This window comes from Leeuwenhoekiella sp. A2, assembly GCF_047946655.1.
Lineage (GTDB): Bacteria > Bacteroidota > Bacteroidia > Flavobacteriales > Flavobacteriaceae > Leeuwenhoekiella.
Window position 1 is genome coordinate 1,833,329 of the sequence record NZ_CP172311.1, and the last position, 21,718, is coordinate 1,855,046.

Below are 21,718 nucleotides of genomic sequence, written 5' to 3' on the forward strand. Positions count from 1 at the left end.
TGTGATATTTTAGAGGTTGATAGTAGCAATAAAAAAACGGTTCAGAATAATTACTGAACCGTTTTCTTTAATTCTTCCAGAGAGATTCTGGGTTTTAATTATGGGATGACCTCATATTTCAGCTTGCCAAACCCGCTTTTACCCATTGCGCTACTTGTATCGTGCGATTAGTCTGGTGCGTTATCGATGTTCTTATAGCTTCATTTACATTTTCTTTGCCACCTTTTACACTAACGCCATAAGGGTTACCGCCAGACTCAAAAACCACTTCATCTGTGTATCCCGGAGGTGCTAAAATTGCTCCCCAGTGAATCATTGTTTTATAGAGTGACATAAGTGTGGTTTCCTGCCCGCCGTGCGGATTTTGAGCGCTGGTCATACCGCTAACCACTTTATTAGCCAGCTTGCCGTTAAACCAGAGACCACCGGTCATATCAATAAAACTTTGTACCTGTGAGGGTAAGTTGCCATATCGAGTTGGTATGCTAAATATAATAGCGTCTGCCCACTCCAGGTCGTCCAGACTAACTTCTGGGATATCTTTTGTCGCTTCTACGTGCTCCTTCCAGTCATCACGTGAGTTAATAGCTTCCTGCGGTGCTGTTTCTTTAAATTTTAAAAGCTTAACGTCATGATCACCGGCATCTTCTGCCGCTTTCTTAGCTCGTTTTGCCATTTCATAATTTGTTCCTGTTGCGCTGTAATAAATCACAGCAACTTTAATTTTCATAATTCAATTTTTTTGATTTCTTAGAGCATTAAAGTTATCTATTTTGAAACGGATAATCGATTGATTTTGTGAATGGTGTAGTTATATTTTTGCTAAAATTTTGTCTCAAAAGGCGATTTTTAGGGTAAAATGGCCGATTTTAAAAATATATTTCCTGAGCTAATCTATATGTATTTGTGTGAGCCTCAATGATAATCTTAATCTCAGGAGAATAGCCACCTCCCATACTTACCTGTACGGGGATTCCGCTTTCGCGAAACGTTTGCAGGGCAAATCGATCTCGCGCTTTGCATCCTTCAACCGTACAACTTAGTCGGCCCAATTTGTCGGTTTCTAAAATATCAACGCCGCTGAGGTAAAAGATAAAATCAGGTTTCACATTCTTAATTAGCTGGGGAAGCGCTTCTTTTAAAAGATCAAGATAAACTGCATCACCGCTACCATCAGGTACCGCAATATCCAGATCTGAAACTTCCTTTTTAAATGGGTAATTACCTGCGCCATGCATAGAAAAAGTAAAAACCGAATCATCATTCTGAAAGATTTCCGCAGTACCGTTTCCCTGATGCACATCCAGATCTACAATAAGGATTTTTCCTATTTGTCTTGCTGAGCCTGTCGAAGCATTTTGCAAATAACGTGCACCAATCGCCTGATCGTTTAATAAACAAAATGCTTCGCCATGATCGCTGTAGGCGTGATGTGTTCCGCCGGCGATATTAAAAGCTATTCCGTTTTGTAGGGCATATTCACAACCTAAAATCGTTCCCTGCGCGATAATTTGCTCACGTCGTACCAATTCTTCAGAAAGTGGAAATCCTATTTTTCTGGCTACTCTTCGGTCAAGATTAAGTGCTTTTAAATTTGTTACATATTCTTTTGTGTGCACCGCGAGAATATGATTTTCATCTGGTAAATCAGGTTGGTAGAAATTGGCTTTTGTGCAGGTGCCTTCATGCAAAAGCTGTTTGGGCAACAACTCATATTTTATCATCGGGAAACGATGACCTTCTGGCAAAGGGTGTTTGTAAATGGGGTGATATGCGATTTTTAACACGGTATATTTATTAATCGTTCTCGATACAATTTCTAAAATGAAAAAATTTTAGATTTCACTCGAACTGACAGTTCTTTCTTGCCGCTTCGGGTGAATTTAAAGCAGCGATAGCGAAGTTTAAATTTGTATCGAGAAGCGTTGATTTTGACTGCTCAATTTCAAAATAACCTGCAAGGTATCCCCGCTTGGCTGGTTCCTTGTAGGTTTATGCTGAGTGTAAGACCTACAAGGTTTTTGAAACCTTGCAGGTCTCCTAAACCTTGCAGGTCAATTATATGATTATACGATGCTGAAACATGTTCAGATTGACGCGGCACTATTCATTAAGTTTCACCAATTTCAACTGAATACGCTTTCGCGGAATGTCAACTTCAAGCACTTTTACTACAACCTGCTCATGCAAACTAATATGCGCGCTCACATCTGAAACATAACCATCTGCGAGATTTGAAATATGGATAAGTCCACTTTCTTTAATTCCTACATCTACAAAAGCGCCAAAATTGGTTACATTATTGACGATTCCGGGCAATAATTGACCGATTTCCAGATCATTGATCGTCTTGATGTTTTGATTAAATGTAAAAACTTTAGCTTCTGCTCTAACGTCTAGTCCGGGTTTTTCTAGTTCGTTGATGATATCTTTTAGCGTAAGCAAACCAATAGTTTCAGTTTGATATTTTTTGAGATCGATTTCTTGTAAAACTGATTTATTACCTATTAATTCTGAAACCGATTTTCGCTCATCTTTTGCCATTTTCTCGACCACAGCGTAACTTTCAGGATGCACAGCCGAATCATCCAGCGGATTTTCAGCATCTTTTATGCGTAGGAATCCTGCTGCCTGTTCAAAAGCTTTTCCGCCCAAACGGGGAACATTCAGAATTTCCTTTCGCGAAGAAAAAGCACCTTTTTCATCTCTTCTGGCAACAATATTTTCGGCAAGTTTTGGGCCAATTCCCGAAACGTAACTTAGCAAAGGGACACTGGCCGTATTGATATTTACGCCTACCGCGTTTACACAGGTTTCCACCACGCGGTCAAGTTCATTTTTTAATTTGGTTTGATCTACATCGTGCTGATATTGACCCACGCCAATTGATTTTGCATCGATCTTAACCAGTTCTGCCAGCGGATCCTGCAAACGGCGACCAATGGAAACCGCACCGCGAACGGTCACATCATAATTAGGAAATTCATCACGCGCGATCTTAGATGCCGAATAAATGGAAGCCCCGGCCTCGCTCACCACAAAAACCTGCATGTCTTTTTGAAATGGCATTTTACGAATAAAGCGTTCAGTTTCTCGCGATGCTGTGCCGTTACCTATTGCAATTGCGTCAATTTTATAAGCATTAACCAAAAAACTTATTTTTTTACTCGCGCCTCTGGTATCACTTTTTGGCGGGTGCGGATAGATGGTTTCGTTATGTTTTAAACCTCCCTGCTCATCCAGGCAAACAACTTTACAGCCTGTACGAAAACCAGGGTCGATAGCGAGAATACGCTTTTCACCAAGTGGAGAACCTAATAAAAGTTGTTTTAAATTTTTAGCGAAAACTTCAATTGCTTCGGTGTCTGCTTTTTCTTTTGCAGTGTTTAATATTTCGTTAGAGAGAGTGGGGAAAAGCAGGCGTTTATACGCATCTGCAATCGCTAGTTGTATCTGTTCCGCGCAAGCGTTATTTGACTTAATTACCCGATTTTCGATGTTTTTAAGCGCTTTTTCGTCATCAATGTCCACTTTTACGCGTATAAAACCTTCTTGCTCTGCACGCGAAATTGCGAGAAATCGGTGAGAAGGGCACCGATTTAATGCCTCATTCCAATCGAAATAATCACGGTATTTTTGCGATTTTTCATCCTTTTCAGCCGATTTTATGACCTTTGTGGTCAATATTGCGTGACTTTCTAATTGATTCCTTAATTGATTACGAATATCAGTGCGCTCATTAATCCATTCTGCAATAATGTGTCTGGCACCTTCAAGTGCTTCTTCTGTAGAAGTTACTTCTTTGGTTATATATTTTTGTGCGGTTTGATCTAGATTGGTCGCGTTTTGCGCCATGATAATTTTTGCCAGCGGTTCTAGTCCGTTTTTGCGGGCAGTTTCAGCTTTGGTCTTGCGTTTTTTCTTGTAAGGCAGGTACAGATCTTCCAGCGTAGTAGAATCTTGTGTGCTTTTGATCTGTGTTTGTAAATCTGGGGTTAAAACGTCTTGTTCTTCAAGCGCTTTTAGAATAGTAGTTTTTCGCTTTTCAAGCGTTTCAAATTGTTCTTTATATTTTACAATATCGCCAATCTGAACTTCATCCAGATTACCAGTGCGTTCTTTGCGATAACGCGAAATAAAAGGTATAGTACAATCTTCCTGAAGCAATTGTATCGTATTGTTGATACCAGCTTCAGGAAGATTGGTTTGTTTTTTTATATAGGAAAGCAGGTTATTCATCGTGCATAATCATTTAATGCGATGTTAGCACAATTTCTGCTTCCTGAAAAATAAAATTAGGCCGTTGCTTCTACGCCTAATTGCTTAAGGATACCCAATTCATCTGAACTTCCCCAGCGCTCTACCATTTTACCATTTTCAAAACGACCGATTTGCATGCCGCGCCAGCTGGCTTTTTTTCCGGTAGGAGCGATGCCCATAAAATCTCCTTTATGCGTTCCGCTTGCAGTGTAGGCAAAACTCACATGATCTTCATCTGTCACCATTTCTTCAACTTCTACATCAAAATCTGGAAATGCGGTGCGTATCATACTAAAAAAATCAATATAACCTTGTGGTCCAGGTCCTTGATTAGGGGCAGGATCGTGCTCTACAACGTCTTCAGAAACTACATCACGGATGAGTTCGAGTTTTCCTGATGTTATTGCTTCTCCAAATTTTTCTTGTGCTGCTTTATTTTGTTCTTTGCTCATAATTTAATTTTTTCTTTAAGTTAAGCAATGCGTATCGCAGCATATTGTTTTTTAGGTAGTTTGGGATTTTTTTAGCAGCTTATGGTAAAGGATTGCTAAAAGTAAATTGTAAGTCGAGCGCAGTTGAGAGCTCCATTGAAGTTAACACAATTCTAATATTCCTTCCCTTTTTAAGGGAAGGTGCTTTCATTTATGAAAGCGGAAGGGTTTTTATGAATAACCACCCCCATTCAAGCAAGCTTGAATTTCCCCTCCTTAAAAAGGAGGGGAGTATATAAATTAATGAGTTAACTAATCTGTGCACCATTAATCACCCCGGCAGCATCAGGATTTACAAAGGCAAGTTTGCCTTGATCATCTTCGGTCATTAAGATCATGCCCTGACTTTCTACACCGCGTAATGGGCGAGGAGCCAGGTTAACGAGAACAGTAACTTTTTTCCCAATAATCTCTTCTGCAGTAAAACTTTCTGCGATACCAGAAACTATAGTGCGCACATCGATACCGGTATCGACTTTAAGCACCATCAATTTTTTAGTTTTGGCCATTTTTTCGGCTTCAAGGATTGTACCTACTCGCATATCGAGTTTAGTAAAATCATCAAATTCTATAGTATCTTTTTGAGGTTCTGCTTTACGGTTTTCGGCTTCGTTTACCACTTTGGTTTGTTCTAGTTTATCGAGTTGTTTTTGTATTTGATCATCTTCTATTTTACTGAACAGCAATTCGCCTTTGCCAATAGTGTGACCAGCGGGCAGTAAATCTGTCTTTTCAGAGAAATTTTCCCAAACATTTTGGACTGCATCATTTTGAGCATCGCTGGAATTTACATCCAGATTAAGCATTTTTCTCAATGTTAGAGCCGTATGCGGTAGGAAAGGCTCACTTAAAACAGATAAAGCAGCTGCGACTTGCAATGCGATATACATTACGGTTTTTGTGCGTTCTTGGTCCGTTTTTACGGTTTTCCAGGGCTCTGCATCAGCAAGATATTTATTACCCAAACGCGCGACATTCATCAATTCGTTTTGGCTTTCGCGAAAGCGATACCGTTCTATAGAACTAGCAATTACTGATGGATAAGCTTTTAATTCGGCCAAGGTTCTCTCATCTTCTTCATTGAATGCTCCCGGTTGTGGAACAGCACCCTCATAATATTTATTGGTCAGCACCACCACGCGGTTAATAAAATTACCAAAAATGGCTACTAACTCATTATTATTACGAGCCTGAAAATCCTTCCAGGTAAAATCGTTATCCTTAGTTTCAGGAGCATTTGCGGTTAAAACATAACGTAGAACGTCCTGCTGACCGGGGAAATCTTCCAGATATTCATGCAACCATACCGCCCAGTTTTTTGAGGTAGAAAGTTTGCGCCCTTCAAGATTTAAAAATTCATTAGCCGGCACGTTATCAGGTAAAATATAGCTGCCTTCTGCTTTTAGCATGCTTGGGAAAATGATGCAATGAAAAACGATATTGTCCTTACCGATAAAATGCACCAGTTTGGTGTCTTCATCCTTCCAATACTCTTCCCAGTTTTTGCCTTCTCGCTGAGCCCATTCTTTGGTTGAAGAAATATAACCTATAGGCGCATCAAACCATACATAAAGCACTTTTCCTTCTGCGCCCGGCACAGGAACCGGAATTCCCCAATCAAGATCTCGGGTTACCGCACGTGGGCGCAGACCGTCGTCAATCCAGGATTTGCACTGACCATATACATTAGATTTCCAGTCTTTTTTATGCGATTTTAAGATCCAATCTTTAAGAAAATCCTCGTAGCGATCTAGCGGTAAAAACCAGTGTTTTGTCTCCTTTAAGACCGGTTTTGCACCAGAAATAGTCGATTTTGGGTTGATTAAATCGGTTGCATTTAGGGAAGTACCGCAGTTTTCACATTGATCACCATAAGCTTCTTCGTGACCGCATTTTGGGCAGGTACCAATTACAAATCTATCTGCAAGATATTGATCTGCTTCAGCGTCGTATAGTTGTTCTGAGGTTTCTTCAATAAAAGCCCCGTCATTGTATAATTTAGTGAAAAATTCTGAAGCTGTATCATGGTGCACTTTCGCCGAAGTGCGTGAATAATTATCAAAGGAAATCCCAAAATCTGCAAAGGAATTTTTGATGATGCCGTGATATTTGTCTACCACTTCCTGCGGTGTGATTCCTTCTTTTTTAGCTTTAATACTTATAGCAACTCCATGCTCATCGCTACCACAAATGTAAGCGACATCTTTTCCGTTAAGGCGTAAGAAGCGGGCATAAATATCTGCAGGAACATAAACTCCGGCCAGATGACCTATATGTATGGGACCGTTTGTATACGGCAAGGCCGCGGTAATTGTATATCTTTTGGGTTGACTCATCGCTTTAAAAATAAAGCGCAAAGGTAAGGTTTAGCTAATTAAATATTAAGCTAAAAAAGCCCTCTGTAGTAGAGGGCTTTCAATTTTAGAAATAACTAATTTAAGACTAGTTGATCATAACCAGTTTACTGTATCTCTTACCACCAGTTTGTATGGTGTACAGATATTCACCCGGCATTACGGTAGATTTAATATTCTCTTTTATACTCACTTTATGACGTCCTTCATAATTAAGGTTATTAGCGATAGTGCCAATGTGCTGACCCACCATATTGTATAGTTGAATACTAACTTTCGCAGCAGCGTTAAGATTATACTCTATAAATGTATCACGACCACTATATGTAGGCACGTGTGAAAAATCGTCTGTATACGATGAAAAATCGGTAGTAGAAAGTGAGTTTGTACTGAAACCTAAAGATTGTGTTTCATAAGGGCCAGCAGGGAAAAGACCATCTACAAGATTACTATCTATACTTAACCAGTCTTTTAAAACTGTAGAATATAGTGACCTAAAATCTAAATTATATTTTAAGTTGCCTAATTCGTCAATATCATTAAGATCTGGATGCTCACTTATAAAACCATTGCCTTCTAAGCCAGGGCCAAATATCATGGTAGACGAAGCAGCACCATGGTCTGTCCCTTTTGATCCGTTTTCTTCTATACGTCTACCAAATTCTGAGAAGGTCATTGCTAATACACGTTTGTCATCGCCAGACGCTTCCAGATCATCGTAGAAATTTTTCACACCGTCAGATAGTTCCTGCATCAATGATTTATGACGATTAGTTTGATCTGCGTGCGTATCAAAACCGTCCATAGTAACTAAGAATATTTTTGTGCCAATACCACCTTTTATCATTCGTGCCAGAATAGAAAGTTGTTTGGCAAAATTATCTGTACCGTATTCTACCGCATTTGTACTTGCTTCATGCGCTTCATTGATAACTTTAGCATAAGTCATCGTACTGTTTATGAGTCCGCGCATAAAACCTAGTTGCTTGCCATAAGTAGTCCCGGGAAGATTTTGTGTGTCGTGTAGACTTCCTGTTGTAGCGATACTTTCTAACTGTTTGGGATCTGAAACAGTAAAAGCATAGTTTGTATCTTCACCATTAAAGATTAAATTACCCACACTGCCTATTTGTATTGCAGCAGGATCTTTAGGCGGAGTAACCAGATAATCTGGATATTTATTTTGGAAATATTTACCGAAAACGCCTATTTCATCAGAAAGATCGTTATCTCCGGTTGCCCATATATCTGCACCGCTAAAGTGAGACATATTGTACTCATTATATCCTACTCCATGAGCAATTTTCATTTTGCCATCGCCCCAAAGCGACTTAAAAGAGTTAAGAGATGTATCTATACCAAAATCATTAGAAAGTTTGTATAGTTTATTCTCAGGAATGCGCAGAGTAGGTCTTTTTTGTGCGTAAATATCATAATCGTATAAAGGCACAATGGTGTTGAGACCATCGTTACCACCTTTAAGCCTTATAAGTAGTAAAATTTTATCGCTATCGCTGTCTGCCAAAGCCATATTTAGTGGAGAAGCGTTAGCAGCAGTTAGGTTTGAGCCACCTAGCATCATTGTTCCTGTACCTGCAAGACCAAGCATTTGTAAAAATGTACGTCTGTTCCATTTATCGTGCTCCTGAGTATGTTCTACCTCAAGCTTGCGATTGTTGAAATGTGAGTGATTGTTGCACATAATAGTTTTATTTAAGTTGAAATTCGGGTATTGTGAAAAGATGGCGTAGTAAATAGAGTATTTGAAGCTCTGCGTTGTTCCAGTCTAAACTCCATTTTCCCTGCTCATAATAATTAGCTGGAACTTGCCATTTTAATACAGTTTCAGCGATGTCATAATCTGATTCTGTTGTTAATGGTTTGCTTATAAAATAATCGACGAGTGTCCTTGAAATGTATTTTGGGTCACTACTATTATTAGTTAGATTTTTTGCAAAATCTACTAATTGTCCTTGTCTAAATTCTCGTATTTTTAGAACAGAAGTATCTAATGTTTGCCATCTAAAACCTATTGTACTTCCATTTATCCATGATTCATTCCGCTGCCAACCCGACACATCCGTAGGTTTAAAAATTCTTTGTCCTAATTGGGTAGTAATATGATGAATGAAATTATACATGTCTCCTATTGATCTGTCATTTTGATCTATTTTATAATCAAGAGAGATCTCATTTAAAAAGCCACATATTAAATCATAAGGGCTTTTAATTATTGTGCCTTGAACTTTTTCCTCAAAGAAATGTTCACTTCTAAAAAGTAATTGAAGCATAGGAGCAATTTCATAATCATTATCGAAGAAAACATCTGCCATAGCTTGAACAACCTGTTTGTCAACATCAGGAGAAACAAAATATTTGTATAATTTCTCTGCAATATATTTAGAAATTAACCTCCCTTTCTTTTGAAAAAGGATTGTAATTACATTCTTATAATTCCAATTATTAGTTTGACCAAAAATTGTTTTGTGAGAATTATCAAAAGTATTGGGGTCAAACATGATCTCACCACCCGCAGTATCCCTGCGCGTATAGCCAGTTAATGCTTTAGCTATTTCGGTTATATCATATTGTGTATAACCATTATTTACACCTAATGTGAAAAGCTCAAGCAATTCACGAGCATAATTTTCATTGGGTTTATTTTTTGTATTTTCGAACCCGTTTAGAAAAATTAACATGGCTGGTGATAAACCTATTTCCTCCACAAAAGTTCTAAAATTTCCTATTGCATGGGTTTGGAGCAAATTCCAGTATTGAAACATGTAAGGAGCATGCTCGTAAGTGTCTACATCTGTTACAAAATGGTTCATCCAGAAAAGAGATAGTCTTCCTTTAAGCCCTTTTTTTAAGGTAGTTTCAATAGTATCTCTTCTGATTTCATATTTGCAAAGAGAATTGTCACTATGATAGTCATCAAAATCTTTATTGGCCCAATGACTCCACTCTGGAACACTTGGATTTGGCATATGAATAGCCTCATCAATTAATTCATGGATTAACTGATTTGGGTTCTTATAAAGTGCAACATTTATTGTTGCATTGGAAGCACCAAAACCTAAGCGACGATACACGTGCTTAACTTTATCTTCGTTCCAAGGATTGCTTGCAGTAGGAGAATAGGTGACCATAGGGGCTATAGCACCTGCATAAGTAGTTGTAGACATAATTAAGTAGATTTGGGGTTACTTAATGATCTTAATAAGAAAATTAAATTGGGAAGAGAACTTATAAATTGCCTTATATTAGTAGTTAAAGTACTAACTAATGAGGAATGCAGTTTACAAGAACCTTTCTTTGGGAATTAGTTTTTACTAATTAAACAGAATTTGAGGTTAGCACTTGATTTGTTTATCCATCTAATGAGAGGATAAAAGCTGTCCTGATTTTGAGATAAACCTGTAGGTATAAGATTATCTAACTGCAGAAGAGCATCGTTTTTTGCGGCGTAGGTATCCGTAGAAATTTTCATAAGGGGTGCGTTAGGGAACGCTGAAATTAATTTTAACATAATTAAGTAGATTAGGGGTTACTTAAATGTATTTTATTACTTGTTAGGGACTTGCAAGGTATGCATTCTCTTTTAACAGGAATCATGAATTTTAGTTTTTTTTTAACCAGAAATGTTAAATTTTGTTAATGATTAAGCCAAACAACCTAAAAGAGGGTGATAAAGTCGGTATTTTAAGTACGGCTCGTAAGATAAAACTTACAGAAATTCAATTTGGAATTGATTTTTTAATCGCATTAAAACTAGAGCCTGTTATAGGCCATACCATTGGCATGGAAGATGATCAATATGCCGGCAGTGATTATCAACGTCAGGATGATCTTCAAAGAATGTTTAATGATCCTTCTATTAAAGGCGTCTGGTGTGCCAGAGGAGGTTATGGTACAGTGCGAATTATAGATAATATAGATTTTTATAAATTCGTTAAAAACCCAAAATGGTTAATGGGGTATTCAGATGTTACCGTTCTGCACAGTCATATACATAAATTGGGAGTTCAAACACTTCATTCTATAATGCCTTATGATCTGAATAACAATACAGAAGCGGCTAAAAACTCTTTCGTCAACGCGATTTTTGGAAAAAAGATAAATTATAGCATAGATAAATCTCCACTTAACAGGTTAGGTGAAGGTACGGGAGAGGTTGTTGGGGGTAATATTTCAATTTTGTATTCACTATGTGGTAGTTCTTCTGCGATTACTACAGAGGGTAAAATATTATTTATAGAAGACCTTGATGAATATTTATACCATGTAGACCGTATGATGGTGAATCTAAAAAGGAATCCCATGCTGAAGAATTTAAAAGGACTTATTGTTGGCGGACTAACAAAAATGCATGACAATACAGTTCCTTTCGGCAAAAATGCTCAGGAAATTATACTTGATGCTGTTAAGGGTTATGATTATCCAGTTTGCTTTGATTTTCCTGCAGGGCATCTCGAGGATAACAGAACTTTAATTCTGGGAGCTGTGGCTACGCTCAAAGTTACACCTCAAAATGTTGAGCTTGATTTTCAATAATTAGGGAAGTTTTTATATGGATCATAATGAACTTGGCAAATGGGGTGAAGAATATGCTGTAAATTATCTATTGAAGAACGATTATGAAGTTTTAGAGCGCAATTGGTTTTATGACAGAGCCGAAGTTGATATAATTGCAAGAAAAGCAAATGAATTAGTTATTGTTGAGGTCAAAACTAGAAACTCTAATTTTTTTGGTGACCCTCAGGATTTTGTAAGCAAAGCTAAAATTAAGCTCCTTGTAAAAGCTGCTAATGAGTATATAATCTCCCATGATCTTGATGTTGAGGCACGCTTTGATGTTATTGCGGTTTTAAAAAATAAAAACCATGAAAGTCTTGACCACTTTAAAAACGCTTTCTATCATTTCTGAAAAATATATATTATAAATAAGCTAAAAAACCCCCTTAAAAAGGAGGTTTTACTAGTCAAAAAGCTGCTTTTTATTTTATCATTAAAATTTTACTATATCGCTTATCTCCAGTTTTAATAGTATAAATATATTCACCAGGACCCGTCTGGGAGTTTACTCTACTTTTGACATCTATTTTATGGCTGCCGCCAAATGTTACTTCATCTACAATTGTAGATATTTTTTGTCCTACTAAATTATAAAGTTCTATTCTTATTCTAGCTGTACTATTAAGGGTAAATTCAATAAATGTATCTGACCCTCTATATGTAGGTGTATGAGTAAAACCATTTTCAAAAGCAAATTCATCTTCAACAGCAAGATTATTTTCTTTTCCTGTAAAGGTGTCACTTTTTGTCGAAGTTGAATTTAATGATTTACTACTTACACTATTGTTTGAATAAGATTTTGTGCTGTTGCAAGTGAGGCCTAATGGCGTGGCCAGAACATATCTTTCTGGAAACAATGTATCAACAAGATAAGGGTTTATACATAACCAATCTTTTAGTAGTGCAGAATAAAGATTTCTAAAATTAGTAGTGTATTTTAGATTTCCCTTATCGTCGGTTTTGTTTAGATCTGGGTGTTTGCCTATAAAACCACTGCCTTCAAGACCTGGTCCAAACAACATAGACGTAGAAGCTGCTCCATGATCTGTGCCTTTGGAGCCATTTTCTTCTGGTCTTCTCCCGAATTCCGAAATAGTTAGAGTCAATACCTTTTTATCGTCTCCAGTCATTTTAAGGTCATCGTAAAAGTTTTTCATCCCATTTGATAAGTCAGTCATAAGTTTTTTATGGATGTCAACCTGATTGGCATGGGTGTCAAAACCATCTATTGTTACAAAGAAAATCTTGGTTTTTAGCCCCCCTTTTATGATTCTGGCGATTATAGCTAATTGTTTAGCAAAATTGTCATTGCCATAGTTAACTTGATTTCTGCTTGATGAGTAAGACTTGTGGATAACCTTTGCATAGGTCATAGTGCTATTCATAAGACCTCTTACATATCCCAATTTCCTTCCATAAGTTGAATTCGGTAAGTTTTTTACATCGTACATGTCACCCATTGAGGCTATGTTCTGAAGTTGGTTAGCATCTGTGGCGGTGAAAGCAAAATTAGTGTCTACTCCTTCAAACATTAAATCACCAACACTACCTATTTGAATAGCAGGTGGGTTTTTAGGCTGATTTATCAAATAATCTGGATATTCTTTATCAAAATAGCGTCCTAAAAACCCACTATTAGCTTTAATTGCCATCCCAGTTGAATAATTATCAGAACCATCAAAATGAGACATTGTATAGTCAGCATATCCTACTCCATGCGCTATCTGCATTTTACCATCTCCCCATAAAGACTGGAATGATTTTAGGGAAGAATCCATACCAAAATCACCTGATAGCTTATAAAGTTTATTTTCTTTTATGCGTATTGTAGGGCGTTTTTTAGCATATACATCATAATCATACAAGGGTACTATAGTATTTAAACCATCATTTCCACCTTTTAAACGTACAAGTAATAGTATTTTATCGCTTTCACTATTACTTATTGCATCGACTAGAGGGGAAGGGGATGCGGTGGTTAAATTAGAACCACCCAACATCATTGTCCCTGTTCCTGCAAGACCCAGCATTTGCATAAAAGATCGTCTATTCCATTTTTCATGTTGGGCGTCATGTTTTACTTTGAAGCTATGATTACTTAGGTGTGATTTATTATTAGAATTACACATAGGTTTGTTATTTAAGTTGGAATTCGGGTATTGTCAATAAGTGTTTAAAAAGCATTAGAACCTGATATTCTGCAGAGTTCCAGTAAAGACTCCATTTGCCACGTGTGTAGTAATTTTCAGGTACTTGCCACCTTAAGACAACCTCTGCAGTTTTATAATCTTGTTGGCTTAAAGGTTTACTTACAAAATGGTCAAGAAAAGTTTTAGCTATATAATACGTGTCACTACTGTTATTAGTTATGTTTTTTACAAAGTCTAATAATTGATTCTTTTGGTATGCACGCAATCTCATGACCAAGTCATCTATGCTTTTCATCCTATATATGATTGAACTCCCTGTTAGCCAAGATTCATCTCGCTGCCAACCTTTTTGGTCTATCGGTTTGTAAATTCTTTGTCCTAAACCTGTAGTGACATAATGTATATAATTGTAAGTTTCCATTACAGATTTATCATTGTGATCGACCTTGTAATTAAAGTTACCCTCCGTTAGAAAAGAGCAAAGCAGATCATACGGACTCTTAATAATAGTACCTATAACACTGTCATCGAAGAAATGTTCGCTACGAAATAACTGCTCGAGCATAGGAGCAATTTCATAGTTGCTTTCAAAGAAGACATCGGCCATGGCCTGAACTACTTTTTTGTCAACTTCCGGGCAAACAAAGTATTTATATAATTTCTCAGCTATGAATTTAGCAATATGCCTCCCTTTTTTCTGAAAGAGAATTGTAATAACATTGCCGTAGTTCCATTTATTGACTTGTCCAAACAAATTTTTATTAGTATTATCAAAATCGTTTGGATCAAACTCAACGTCGGCGCCTATTGAATCAACATGTGTATAACCTGTTAAGGCCCTCGCTGTTTCTTTTATATCAAATTGTGTGCAACCATGATTAGCTCCCAGCGTAAAAAGCTCATATAGTTCTCGGGCATAATTCTCATTGGGTTTATTTTTTGTATTATAAAAACCATCAAGGTAATAAAGCATTGCCGGTGTTTTCCCAATATCTCGTACAAAGTCCTCAAAGTTTCCTATAGAATGTTTTTGAAGAATATTCCAATATTGATACATATAAGGAGCATGTTTATAAGTATCAATATCAGTTACAAAATGATTCATCCAGAAAAGAGCAAGTCGGCCTTTTAGACCGTCTTTCATAAAATGCTCTATTGTTTTTCTTCTTAAATCGTATCTGTAGGTACTACTATCATTCCAATAGTTATTAAAATCTTTATTAGCCCAATGAGCCCATTTAGGTGCAGGAGTGTTGGGTTTATTAATAGCATCTTTTACAAACTGCGAAGCGAGAGTTTTGGGATCCTTTTGTAAGGCTATATTTATTACTGATTGCGGAGCACCACATGCTAGTCTTCTATAAAAGTGTTTGGCTCTGTATTCATTCCAAGGGCGTGCGGAGGATGGATTGTATTCTGACAGTGCCGGTTTTGTGATGGGTGAAGTTATCGTCATAGCTTATTTCCCTTATAAATTTGATTATGGAGTATGCCGAATTTTAAATTAGGCGTTTTAAAAATTAAATTTTGAAATAGTTTATTTGACACAACAGGCGAATGTTAATTTTTTTTGAATCAATTTGTTAAATGATCACTCGAGTTTTGATAGAACCTAGGAAGGTCTCTCATATCCTGAAGAAAATTTGAAAATTTGATTATAGGTGAATGAATCGGCTGTTGAAAGAAGCAGCAGTTATTATTCCAAATTGTCAAAAAAATGAGAATTATAAGTCTGTATATGAGTTGTTTGAAGGTCGAAAATAGCGGTTTCTTTGCTATTTCCAGAAGTGAGTATATGTGCTTTCATAGGGTAGCTTGATTTTGAGAATTATCTGGATTTGTTAGTTTAATATTCTATGTTATTTGTTCAAGTGGCATGAGATAACCGTACCATTTTTTACGAATTCCATAACAAATAAGCTATGTCCTTTGTTAAGGAGGTGTTAAGGTTAATTTTAATGTGTAAGCAATCGGTTGTGGGGTGTAGATGAAGTGTGGAATCCCCATAGAAAGTGTAGAATTTTTCTACAACTTGAAGAATATAGATGAAATATGGAATTTTTTATTTGAAAATAGGACTTCTTTCGCTTTAAGCGAAAAAATAAACAACTGAAAATTCCTGATTTTTAGCCTTATTTAGCGATTTTCGACCTCTACAGCGACTTTTTGCTCTTTTTTCAAAGGGGCTAAAACTTTTAAGGCTTTATCTACAGATGTTATCCCGGGTACGCTAAGCAATAAGCGCAGGCCGCTTCGGGTTTGTTTTTCTTTTAAGGTGACCCGATGAGAATGGGTTTGTACAAATTGTAGCACGCGAGAAAATCCCGGACTTTGATAAAATTTAGACTGCTGGTCGGCAATAAAGAAACCGAGAAGCTTACCTTTCTTCATGGTGACTTTCTCAATACCCGAATGCGTTGCGATCCATTTAATGCGTACCGAATTGAGCAGATCAACTGCCTGGGTGGGCAATTCGCCAAAGCGATCGACAAGCCGAGTTTCAAAAGCCTCTAGTTCTTCTTCGGTTTTAAGGTTGTTGAGTTCAGTATAGAGGTTTAGCCGCTCAGTAATACTGTTGATATAATCATCCGGAAACAGTAGGGAGAAATCGGTATCGATCACCGTTTCCTTCACATATTCTTTGTCTTCGGCATTATTTTGATCGGCATACAGCTCGGCAAACTCATTTTCTTTCAATTCATCAATAGCCTCATTGAGTATTTTTTGATAGGTATCAAAACCTATTTCATTGATAAAACCACTCTGTTCTCCGCCCAGCAGATCTCCTGCTCCCCGAATCTCCAGATCTTTCATCGCAATATTAAAACCACTACCTAAGGTAGAAAATTGTTCTAGTGCGGTCATACGTTTGCGCGCCTCTTCGGTCATCGCCGAATAGGGCGGTGTGATAAAGTAACAGAACGCTTTTTTATTGCTTCTACCTACGCGCCCACGCATCTGGTGCAGGTCTGAAAGTCCGAAATTATTCGCGTTATTGATAAAAATCGTGTTTGCATTGGGTACATCAAGTCCGCTTTCTATAATCGTGGTCGAGACGAGCACATCAAAATCTCCGTCCATAAAGCGCAACATCAGGTCCTCTAGTTTTTTCCCTTCCATTTGCCCGTGACCTACGCCTACTTTTGCGTCGGGAACCAGGCGTTGTATCATTCCGGCGACTTCCTTAATATTCTCGATACGGTTATGGATGAAAAATACTTGTCCGCCGCGTTGTATTTCATACGAAATGGCATCCCGTATACTTTCTTCCGAAAGGCGAATGACATGTGTTTCTATAGGATAGCGATTGGGCGGCGGCGTGGTGATGGTACTCAGATCACGAGCAGCCATCAAACTGAATTGCAGCGTACGCGGGATAGGCGTAGCGGTGAGGGTAAGTGTATCTACATTCTCGCTAATGGTTTTCAACTTGTCTTTTACGGCAACGCCAAATTTTTGTTCTTCATCTACTACCAGCAGCCCCAAGTCTTTAAATTTTACATTTTTACTGGTCAGCTGGTGTGTGCCAATGATGATATCTACTTTCCCGGCTTCCAGATCGGCCAGGGTTTCCCGTTTTTCTTTCGCGGTGCGAAAACGGTTTAAATAATCAACCCGGATGGGAAAATCCTTCAGTCGTTCTTCAAAAGTTTTATGGTGCTGAAAAGCCAAAATTGTCGTGGGCACAAGCACGGCAACCTGTTTGCCATTGTCTACCGCTTTAAAAGCAGCCCGTATAGCGACTTCGGTTTTCCCGAAACCTACATCCCCACAAACCAAGCGATCCATCGGGCGCTCGTTTTCCATATCGGCTTTTACCGCTTCGGTAGCGCTGCTTTGGTCTGGCGTATCTTCGTAGATAAAGCTGGCTTCCAGCTCATGTTGCATATGGCTATCCGGACCAAAAGCATATCCTTTTTGCAACCTCCTTTTCGCGTAAAGCTTGATCAGGTTAAAAGCGATTTCCTTGACTTTGGTCTTGGTTTTCTGCTTCAGTTTTTTCCAGGCGTTACTGCCCAGCTTAAAGATTTGTGGCGGTTTTCCGTCTTTGCCGTTATATTTGGTGATCTTATGCAGGGAGTGAATGCTCAAATACAGCACATCCCGTTCCCCGTAGATCAATTTTATGGCTTCCTGTTTTTTACCTTCTACATCTATTTTCTGCAGTCCGCCAAATTTCCCGATTCCGTGATCGATATGCGTTACATAATCGCCTACCTGTAGGCTTGTCAATTCCTTTAAGGTGATGGCCTGTTTCTTGGCATAACCATTTTTAAGGGTGAACTTGTGATAGCGCTCAAAAATTTGGTGATCGGTATAACACGCGATTTTCAAGTCGTCATCTATAAACCCCTGATAAAGCGAAAGCGTAACCGTTTCATATTGCTTGACATCCAGTTCGGCATCGTCAAAAATCTGGTGAAAGCGTTTGGCCTGCTGTTCACTTACACAGGCAATATAATTTTTATAGCCGGCCTCCTGATTTTCATTCAAATCTTTGATCAAAAGATCAAATTGCTTATTAAAAGAAGGTTGAGGGCGGGTATTAAACTTAACGGCAATGGCGTCTTTACTAGCCTTGGCCGGTTTAAGCCCTTGTAAATTGTCATTTATAGTAACCAGCTTAAAATCGAGTAATTGCCTGCGTATCATTTTGGCGCTGCAAAACAATTCTTCGGGGGCAATGTGCTTAATGTCTTTAGAAAGTTGGGCAAAAGCCTCTTCCGCTTTCGCGAAATTAGCATCAACCCGGGCCGAAAGTTGCTCGATATTTTTGGTGAAAACCACCGTTTCTGAAGCGATGTATTTAAAAAAGCTTTCGCGGGTTTCTTCCAGCTGCTTATTTTCTACATTGGGCATTACCGATATTTTTTTTACCGGCCCGGTAGAAAGTTGGGTTTCTACATCAAAGGTGCGGATGCTGTCTACCTCATCGCCAAAAAACTCGATGCGATACGGCTCATCATGCGAAAAAGAAAACACATCAATAATCCCCCCTCGCACTGAAAATTCACCCGGTTCTGACACAAAATCGACCCGCTTAAATTTATATTCAAAGAGCATTTCGTTTACAAAATCGAGCGAAAGCTTATCGTTTATTTTTACTTTAAGTGTACTGCGTTCCAGCTCTTTTCGGGTAACCACCTGCTCAAAAAGTGCATCGGGATAGGTGACAATCAATGCCGGTTTCTTACGCGAATTAATGCGATTTAGCACTTCTGCCCGCAATAAGATATTGGCGTTATCAATCTCTTCAATCTGGTAAGGCCTGCGGTAACTCCCTGGGAAAAACAACACGTTTTCCTCCTTGAGCAGTTGCTCGAGATCATTAAGATAATAGGCGGCTTCTTCCTTATCATTCAGGATAAGGAGAAAAGGTTTGCCTGTTTGTTTAAAACTTTCGGCCAGCGTGAAGGATAAAGAAGAACCCACAAGGCCGTTTAACGTGATACGATTTTGGGAACCGGATATAGCTTCCCCTAGTTTTTGCAGTTGCAAAGACGTTTCAAAATGCGAATTGATGACGGTCTTACCCATTGCGGCAAAGATAATACGTTCTGTTTTGCTTTCGCGAAAGCTAAATAAGTTTTATCATTTTACTAACACTCTGCCCTTGTTGCCTTGCCTAATTTTAAACAAAATGCACATTATGCATTTCTAAAATTACAAATCGATAAAAAATGGACTACCAACTCAAAAATAAACGGGCTTTTGTTTCCGGCTCTACTAAGGGAATAGGATTTGCAATTGCAAAAACATTAGCAGATGAAGGGGCAGAAGTTGTTATTAATGGCCGCAGTCAGGATTCGGTAGATGATGCATTAGCTAAGTTAAAAAACGGTGAAAATGAGGCAAAAATCAGCGGAATTACCTGCGATTTTAGCAAAACCGAAGAAATAGAAAACCTGCTCAAAAAACTAGGCCACATAGATATTCTTGTCAATAATGTGGGTATTTTTAAACAACAAGATTTTGCTGATATTCCTGATGAAGACTGGCTCCACTTTTATGAAGTAAACGTGATGAGCGGGGTGCGACTTTCGCGGGCATTATTGCCACATATGCTGGAGCAGGATTGGGGCCGCATTATTTTTATAAGCAGCGAGAGTGCGATCAATATTCCTAAAGAAATGATTCATTACGGAATGTCAAAAACTGCACAATTAGCGGTTTCGCGAGGCATCGCAGAATTGACCAAAGGCACCCATGTTACCGTAAATAGTGTATTGCCCGGTCCTACTTTATCTGAAGGCGTAAAAGAAATGGCCAATATCTCTGATGCAGCAAGCAAAGCAAAAGCCGAAGAACATTTCTTTAATGAAGCCCGTCCTACTTCAATCATCCAGCGATTTATCGAGCCACAGGAAGTCGCCAATTTAGTAGCTTATGTTGCGAGTCCGTTGTCTGCAGCAACAAACGGCGCAGCTTTACGCGTAGATGGTGGTGTAGCAAAAATAATACTGTAATATGGCGATCGAAGAATTTGATGTTTTTGTAATAGGAACCGGAACCGCCGGTAAAAAAGTAGCTTACGCTTGCGCGAAAGCTGGCTGGAGTGTCGCCATTGCAGACAATAGAGAATATGGCGGCACCTGCGCCAATCGCGGTTGCGATCCTAAAAAAGTGCTGGTGGGAATCACCGAAGTGCTGGAAAGAAGCCGCGACCTGAAAGGTAAAGGCATTATAGATACACCAGAAGCCAACTGGCAGGATTTGATGGAGTTTAAAAAAACATTTACAGACGCAGTGCCTTTCGCCACCGAGCGAGATCTGGAAGAAGCCGGAATAAAAATGTATCATCAGTCGCCTAAATTTCTGGATGAAAACACGCTTTCTGTAGAAGGAAAAACGATAAAAGCTAAGAAGATCGTGATCGCGACGGGGATGAAACCTTTGGAATTAAAAATCACGGGACGCGAATTTGCTTTGCATAGCGATGATTTTTTAAACCTGCCCAAACTGCCTAAAACGATGATTTTTATAGGTGCGGGTTATATTGGGATGGAATTTGCCCATATCGCCGCCCGCTGCGGCGTAGAGGTTACGGTAATTGATACCGAAGCACAGATCCTTTCTAATTTTGATGCAAATCTTGCCAATTACTTGCAGGAAAATTCAGAAGGGCTTGGCATTAAATTTATCCTGAATGCCCGCGTAAATGAAATAGAAAAGCTGCGTAAAAACTTTCGCGTAAGCGCAGAGCAGGACGGCAAAACGGTAGAAGTAAAAGCCGAATTGGTCTTTAATACGGCGGGTCGCGTACCGTCTATCGATATGCTCGATCTGAAAAAGGGAAATGTGTCTTTTTCGAAAAAAGGAATTTCGGTAAACAGCTATTTGCAAAATACATCCAACCCCAATGTGTATGCTTGCGGTGATGTTTCTGACAGCGGAAGTTTACCGCTTACCCCGCTTTCTTCACAAGAGGGACGCATCGTTTCAGAGAATATTTTAAATGGAAATAAAACAGAAATAGATTTCCCGCCTATGCCATCTGTGGTTTTTACACAGCCGCAATTGGCTTCGGTAGGATTAAATGAAGAGGAAGCGCGTGAAAAAGGCTATGATTTTAAGGTCAATGAAGCCAACGTTCCGCATTGGTACAATTCTAAGCGGATGAACCAAAATTGCTATGCCTACAAAACCCTTATCGACAAAAAAACAAATCTGGTGCTGGGAGCGCATTTGTTAAGCTGGGATGCTGCCGAAACGATCAATATGTTTGTCATGGCGATGTGCGGTAAACTGGATTGTGAGACTTTAAAAGGAATGATTTTTACGTATCCCAGTTGGGGCGCAGACATAAAATCTATGGTCTAAAAAATAAAAACCCGATGCGTTTAAACATCGGGTCTTTTAAACTAACTAACCAAATTAATTTTTGAAA

At 38.5% G+C, this 21,718-nt stretch carries 15 protein-coding genes; 4 read left to right on the forward strand and 11 right to left on the reverse strand.

What is annotated here, in order from left to right:
- Window positions 1-118: 118 nt before the first annotated feature.
- The 8 genes from ACH3PA_RS08245 to ACH3PA_RS08280 all read right to left on the reverse strand — a co-directional run bounded on the left by ACH3PA_RS08245 (window position 119) and on the right by ACH3PA_RS08280 (window position 10,595).
- The gene (locus tag ACH3PA_RS08245) at window positions 119-730 is read right to left on the reverse strand and encodes an NAD(P)H-dependent oxidoreductase (protein ID WP_416445299.1); all 612 of its coding nucleotides are present in this window, start codon (window positions 728-730) and stop codon (window positions 119-121) included.
- Window positions 731-869: 139 nt separating this feature from the next.
- The gene (locus ACH3PA_RS08250) at window positions 870-1,787 is read right to left on the reverse strand and encodes a histone deacetylase (protein WP_416445297.1); all 918 of its coding nucleotides are present in this window, start codon (window positions 1,785-1,787) and stop codon (window positions 870-872) included.
- Between the two features lie 316 nt (window positions 1,788-2,103).
- Window positions 2,104-4,239 (reverse strand): Tex family protein, encoded by a 2,136-nt coding sequence (locus ACH3PA_RS08255; protein WP_416445295.1) that lies wholly within the window; start codon window positions 4,237-4,239, stop codon window positions 2,104-2,106.
- A gap of 56 nt (window positions 4,240-4,295) precedes the next feature.
- Entirely contained in the window at window positions 4,296-4,712 is a 417-nt protein-coding gene (locus ACH3PA_RS08260) for an ester cyclase (protein ID WP_416445293.1), read from the reverse strand.
- Window positions 4,713-4,999: 287 nt separating this feature from the next.
- On the reverse strand, window positions 5,000-7,087 hold the full coding sequence (metG, locus tag ACH3PA_RS08265; RefSeq protein WP_416445291.1) for a methionine--tRNA ligase: 2,088 nt from the start codon (window positions 7,085-7,087) through the stop codon (window positions 5,000-5,002).
- A gap of 106 nt (window positions 7,088-7,193) precedes the next feature.
- Window positions 7,194-8,807, reverse strand: coding sequence for a DUF1501 domain-containing protein (locus ACH3PA_RS08270; RefSeq protein WP_416445289.1), 1,614 nt, complete (start codon window positions 8,805-8,807; stop codon window positions 7,194-7,196).
- A gap of 7 nt (window positions 8,808-8,814) precedes the next feature.
- On the reverse strand, window positions 8,815-10,290 hold the full coding sequence (locus ACH3PA_RS08275; RefSeq protein WP_416445287.1) for a DUF1800 domain-containing protein: 1,476 nt from the start codon (window positions 10,288-10,290) through the stop codon (window positions 8,815-8,817).
- A gap of 137 nt (window positions 10,291-10,427) precedes the next feature.
- Entirely contained in the window at window positions 10,428-10,595 is a 168-nt protein-coding gene (locus ACH3PA_RS08280; protein WP_416445285.1) for a hypothetical protein, read from the reverse strand.
- A 167-nt stretch (window positions 10,596-10,762) separates the two neighbouring features.
- On the opposite strand from ACH3PA_RS08280, the gene ACH3PA_RS08285 reads away from it, so the two are divergent.
- Entirely contained in the window at window positions 10,763-11,659 is an 897-nt protein-coding gene (locus ACH3PA_RS08285) for a S66 peptidase family protein (RefSeq protein ID WP_416445283.1), read from the forward strand.
- Window positions 11,660-11,675: 16 nt separating this feature from the next.
- The gene (locus ACH3PA_RS08290; RefSeq protein ID WP_416445281.1) at window positions 11,676-12,032 is read left to right on the forward strand and encodes a YraN family protein; all 357 of its coding nucleotides are present in this window, start codon (window positions 11,676-11,678) and stop codon (window positions 12,030-12,032) included.
- Between the two features lie 70 nt (window positions 12,033-12,102).
- Here the strand turns inward: ACH3PA_RS08290 and ACH3PA_RS08295 are convergent, their stop codons facing one another.
- The 3 genes from ACH3PA_RS08295 to mfd all read right to left on the reverse strand — a co-directional run bounded on the left by ACH3PA_RS08295 (window position 12,103) and on the right by mfd (window position 19,368).
- Window positions 12,103-13,809: a DUF1501 domain-containing protein gene (locus ACH3PA_RS08295; protein WP_416445279.1), complete on the reverse strand. Its 1,707-nt coding sequence runs from the start codon at window positions 13,807-13,809 to the stop codon at window positions 12,103-12,105.
- A gap of 7 nt (window positions 13,810-13,816) precedes the next feature.
- A complete protein-coding gene (locus tag ACH3PA_RS08300; RefSeq protein ID WP_416445277.1) occupies window positions 13,817-15,286 on the reverse strand; it encodes a DUF1800 domain-containing protein in 1,470 nt (489 codons plus the stop codon).
- Window positions 15,287-15,966: 680 nt separating this feature from the next.
- Complete coding sequence (mfd, locus tag ACH3PA_RS08305; protein WP_416445275.1) at window positions 15,967-19,368, reverse strand: transcription-repair coupling factor; 3,402 nt, start codon at window positions 19,366-19,368, stop codon at window positions 15,967-15,969.
- Between the two features lie 143 nt (window positions 19,369-19,511).
- Between mfd and ACH3PA_RS08310 the strand changes: the two genes are divergently transcribed.
- Window positions 19,512-20,297 (forward strand): SDR family NAD(P)-dependent oxidoreductase, encoded by a 786-nt coding sequence (locus tag ACH3PA_RS08310; protein ID WP_416445273.1) that lies wholly within the window; start codon window positions 19,512-19,514, stop codon window positions 20,295-20,297.
- Between the two features lies 1 nt (window position 20,298).
- On the forward strand, window positions 20,299-21,651 hold the full coding sequence (locus ACH3PA_RS08315; RefSeq protein WP_416445271.1) for a dihydrolipoyl dehydrogenase family protein: 1,353 nt from the start codon (window positions 20,299-20,301) through the stop codon (window positions 21,649-21,651).
- The last annotated feature ends 67 nt before the right edge of the window (window positions 21,652-21,718 follow it).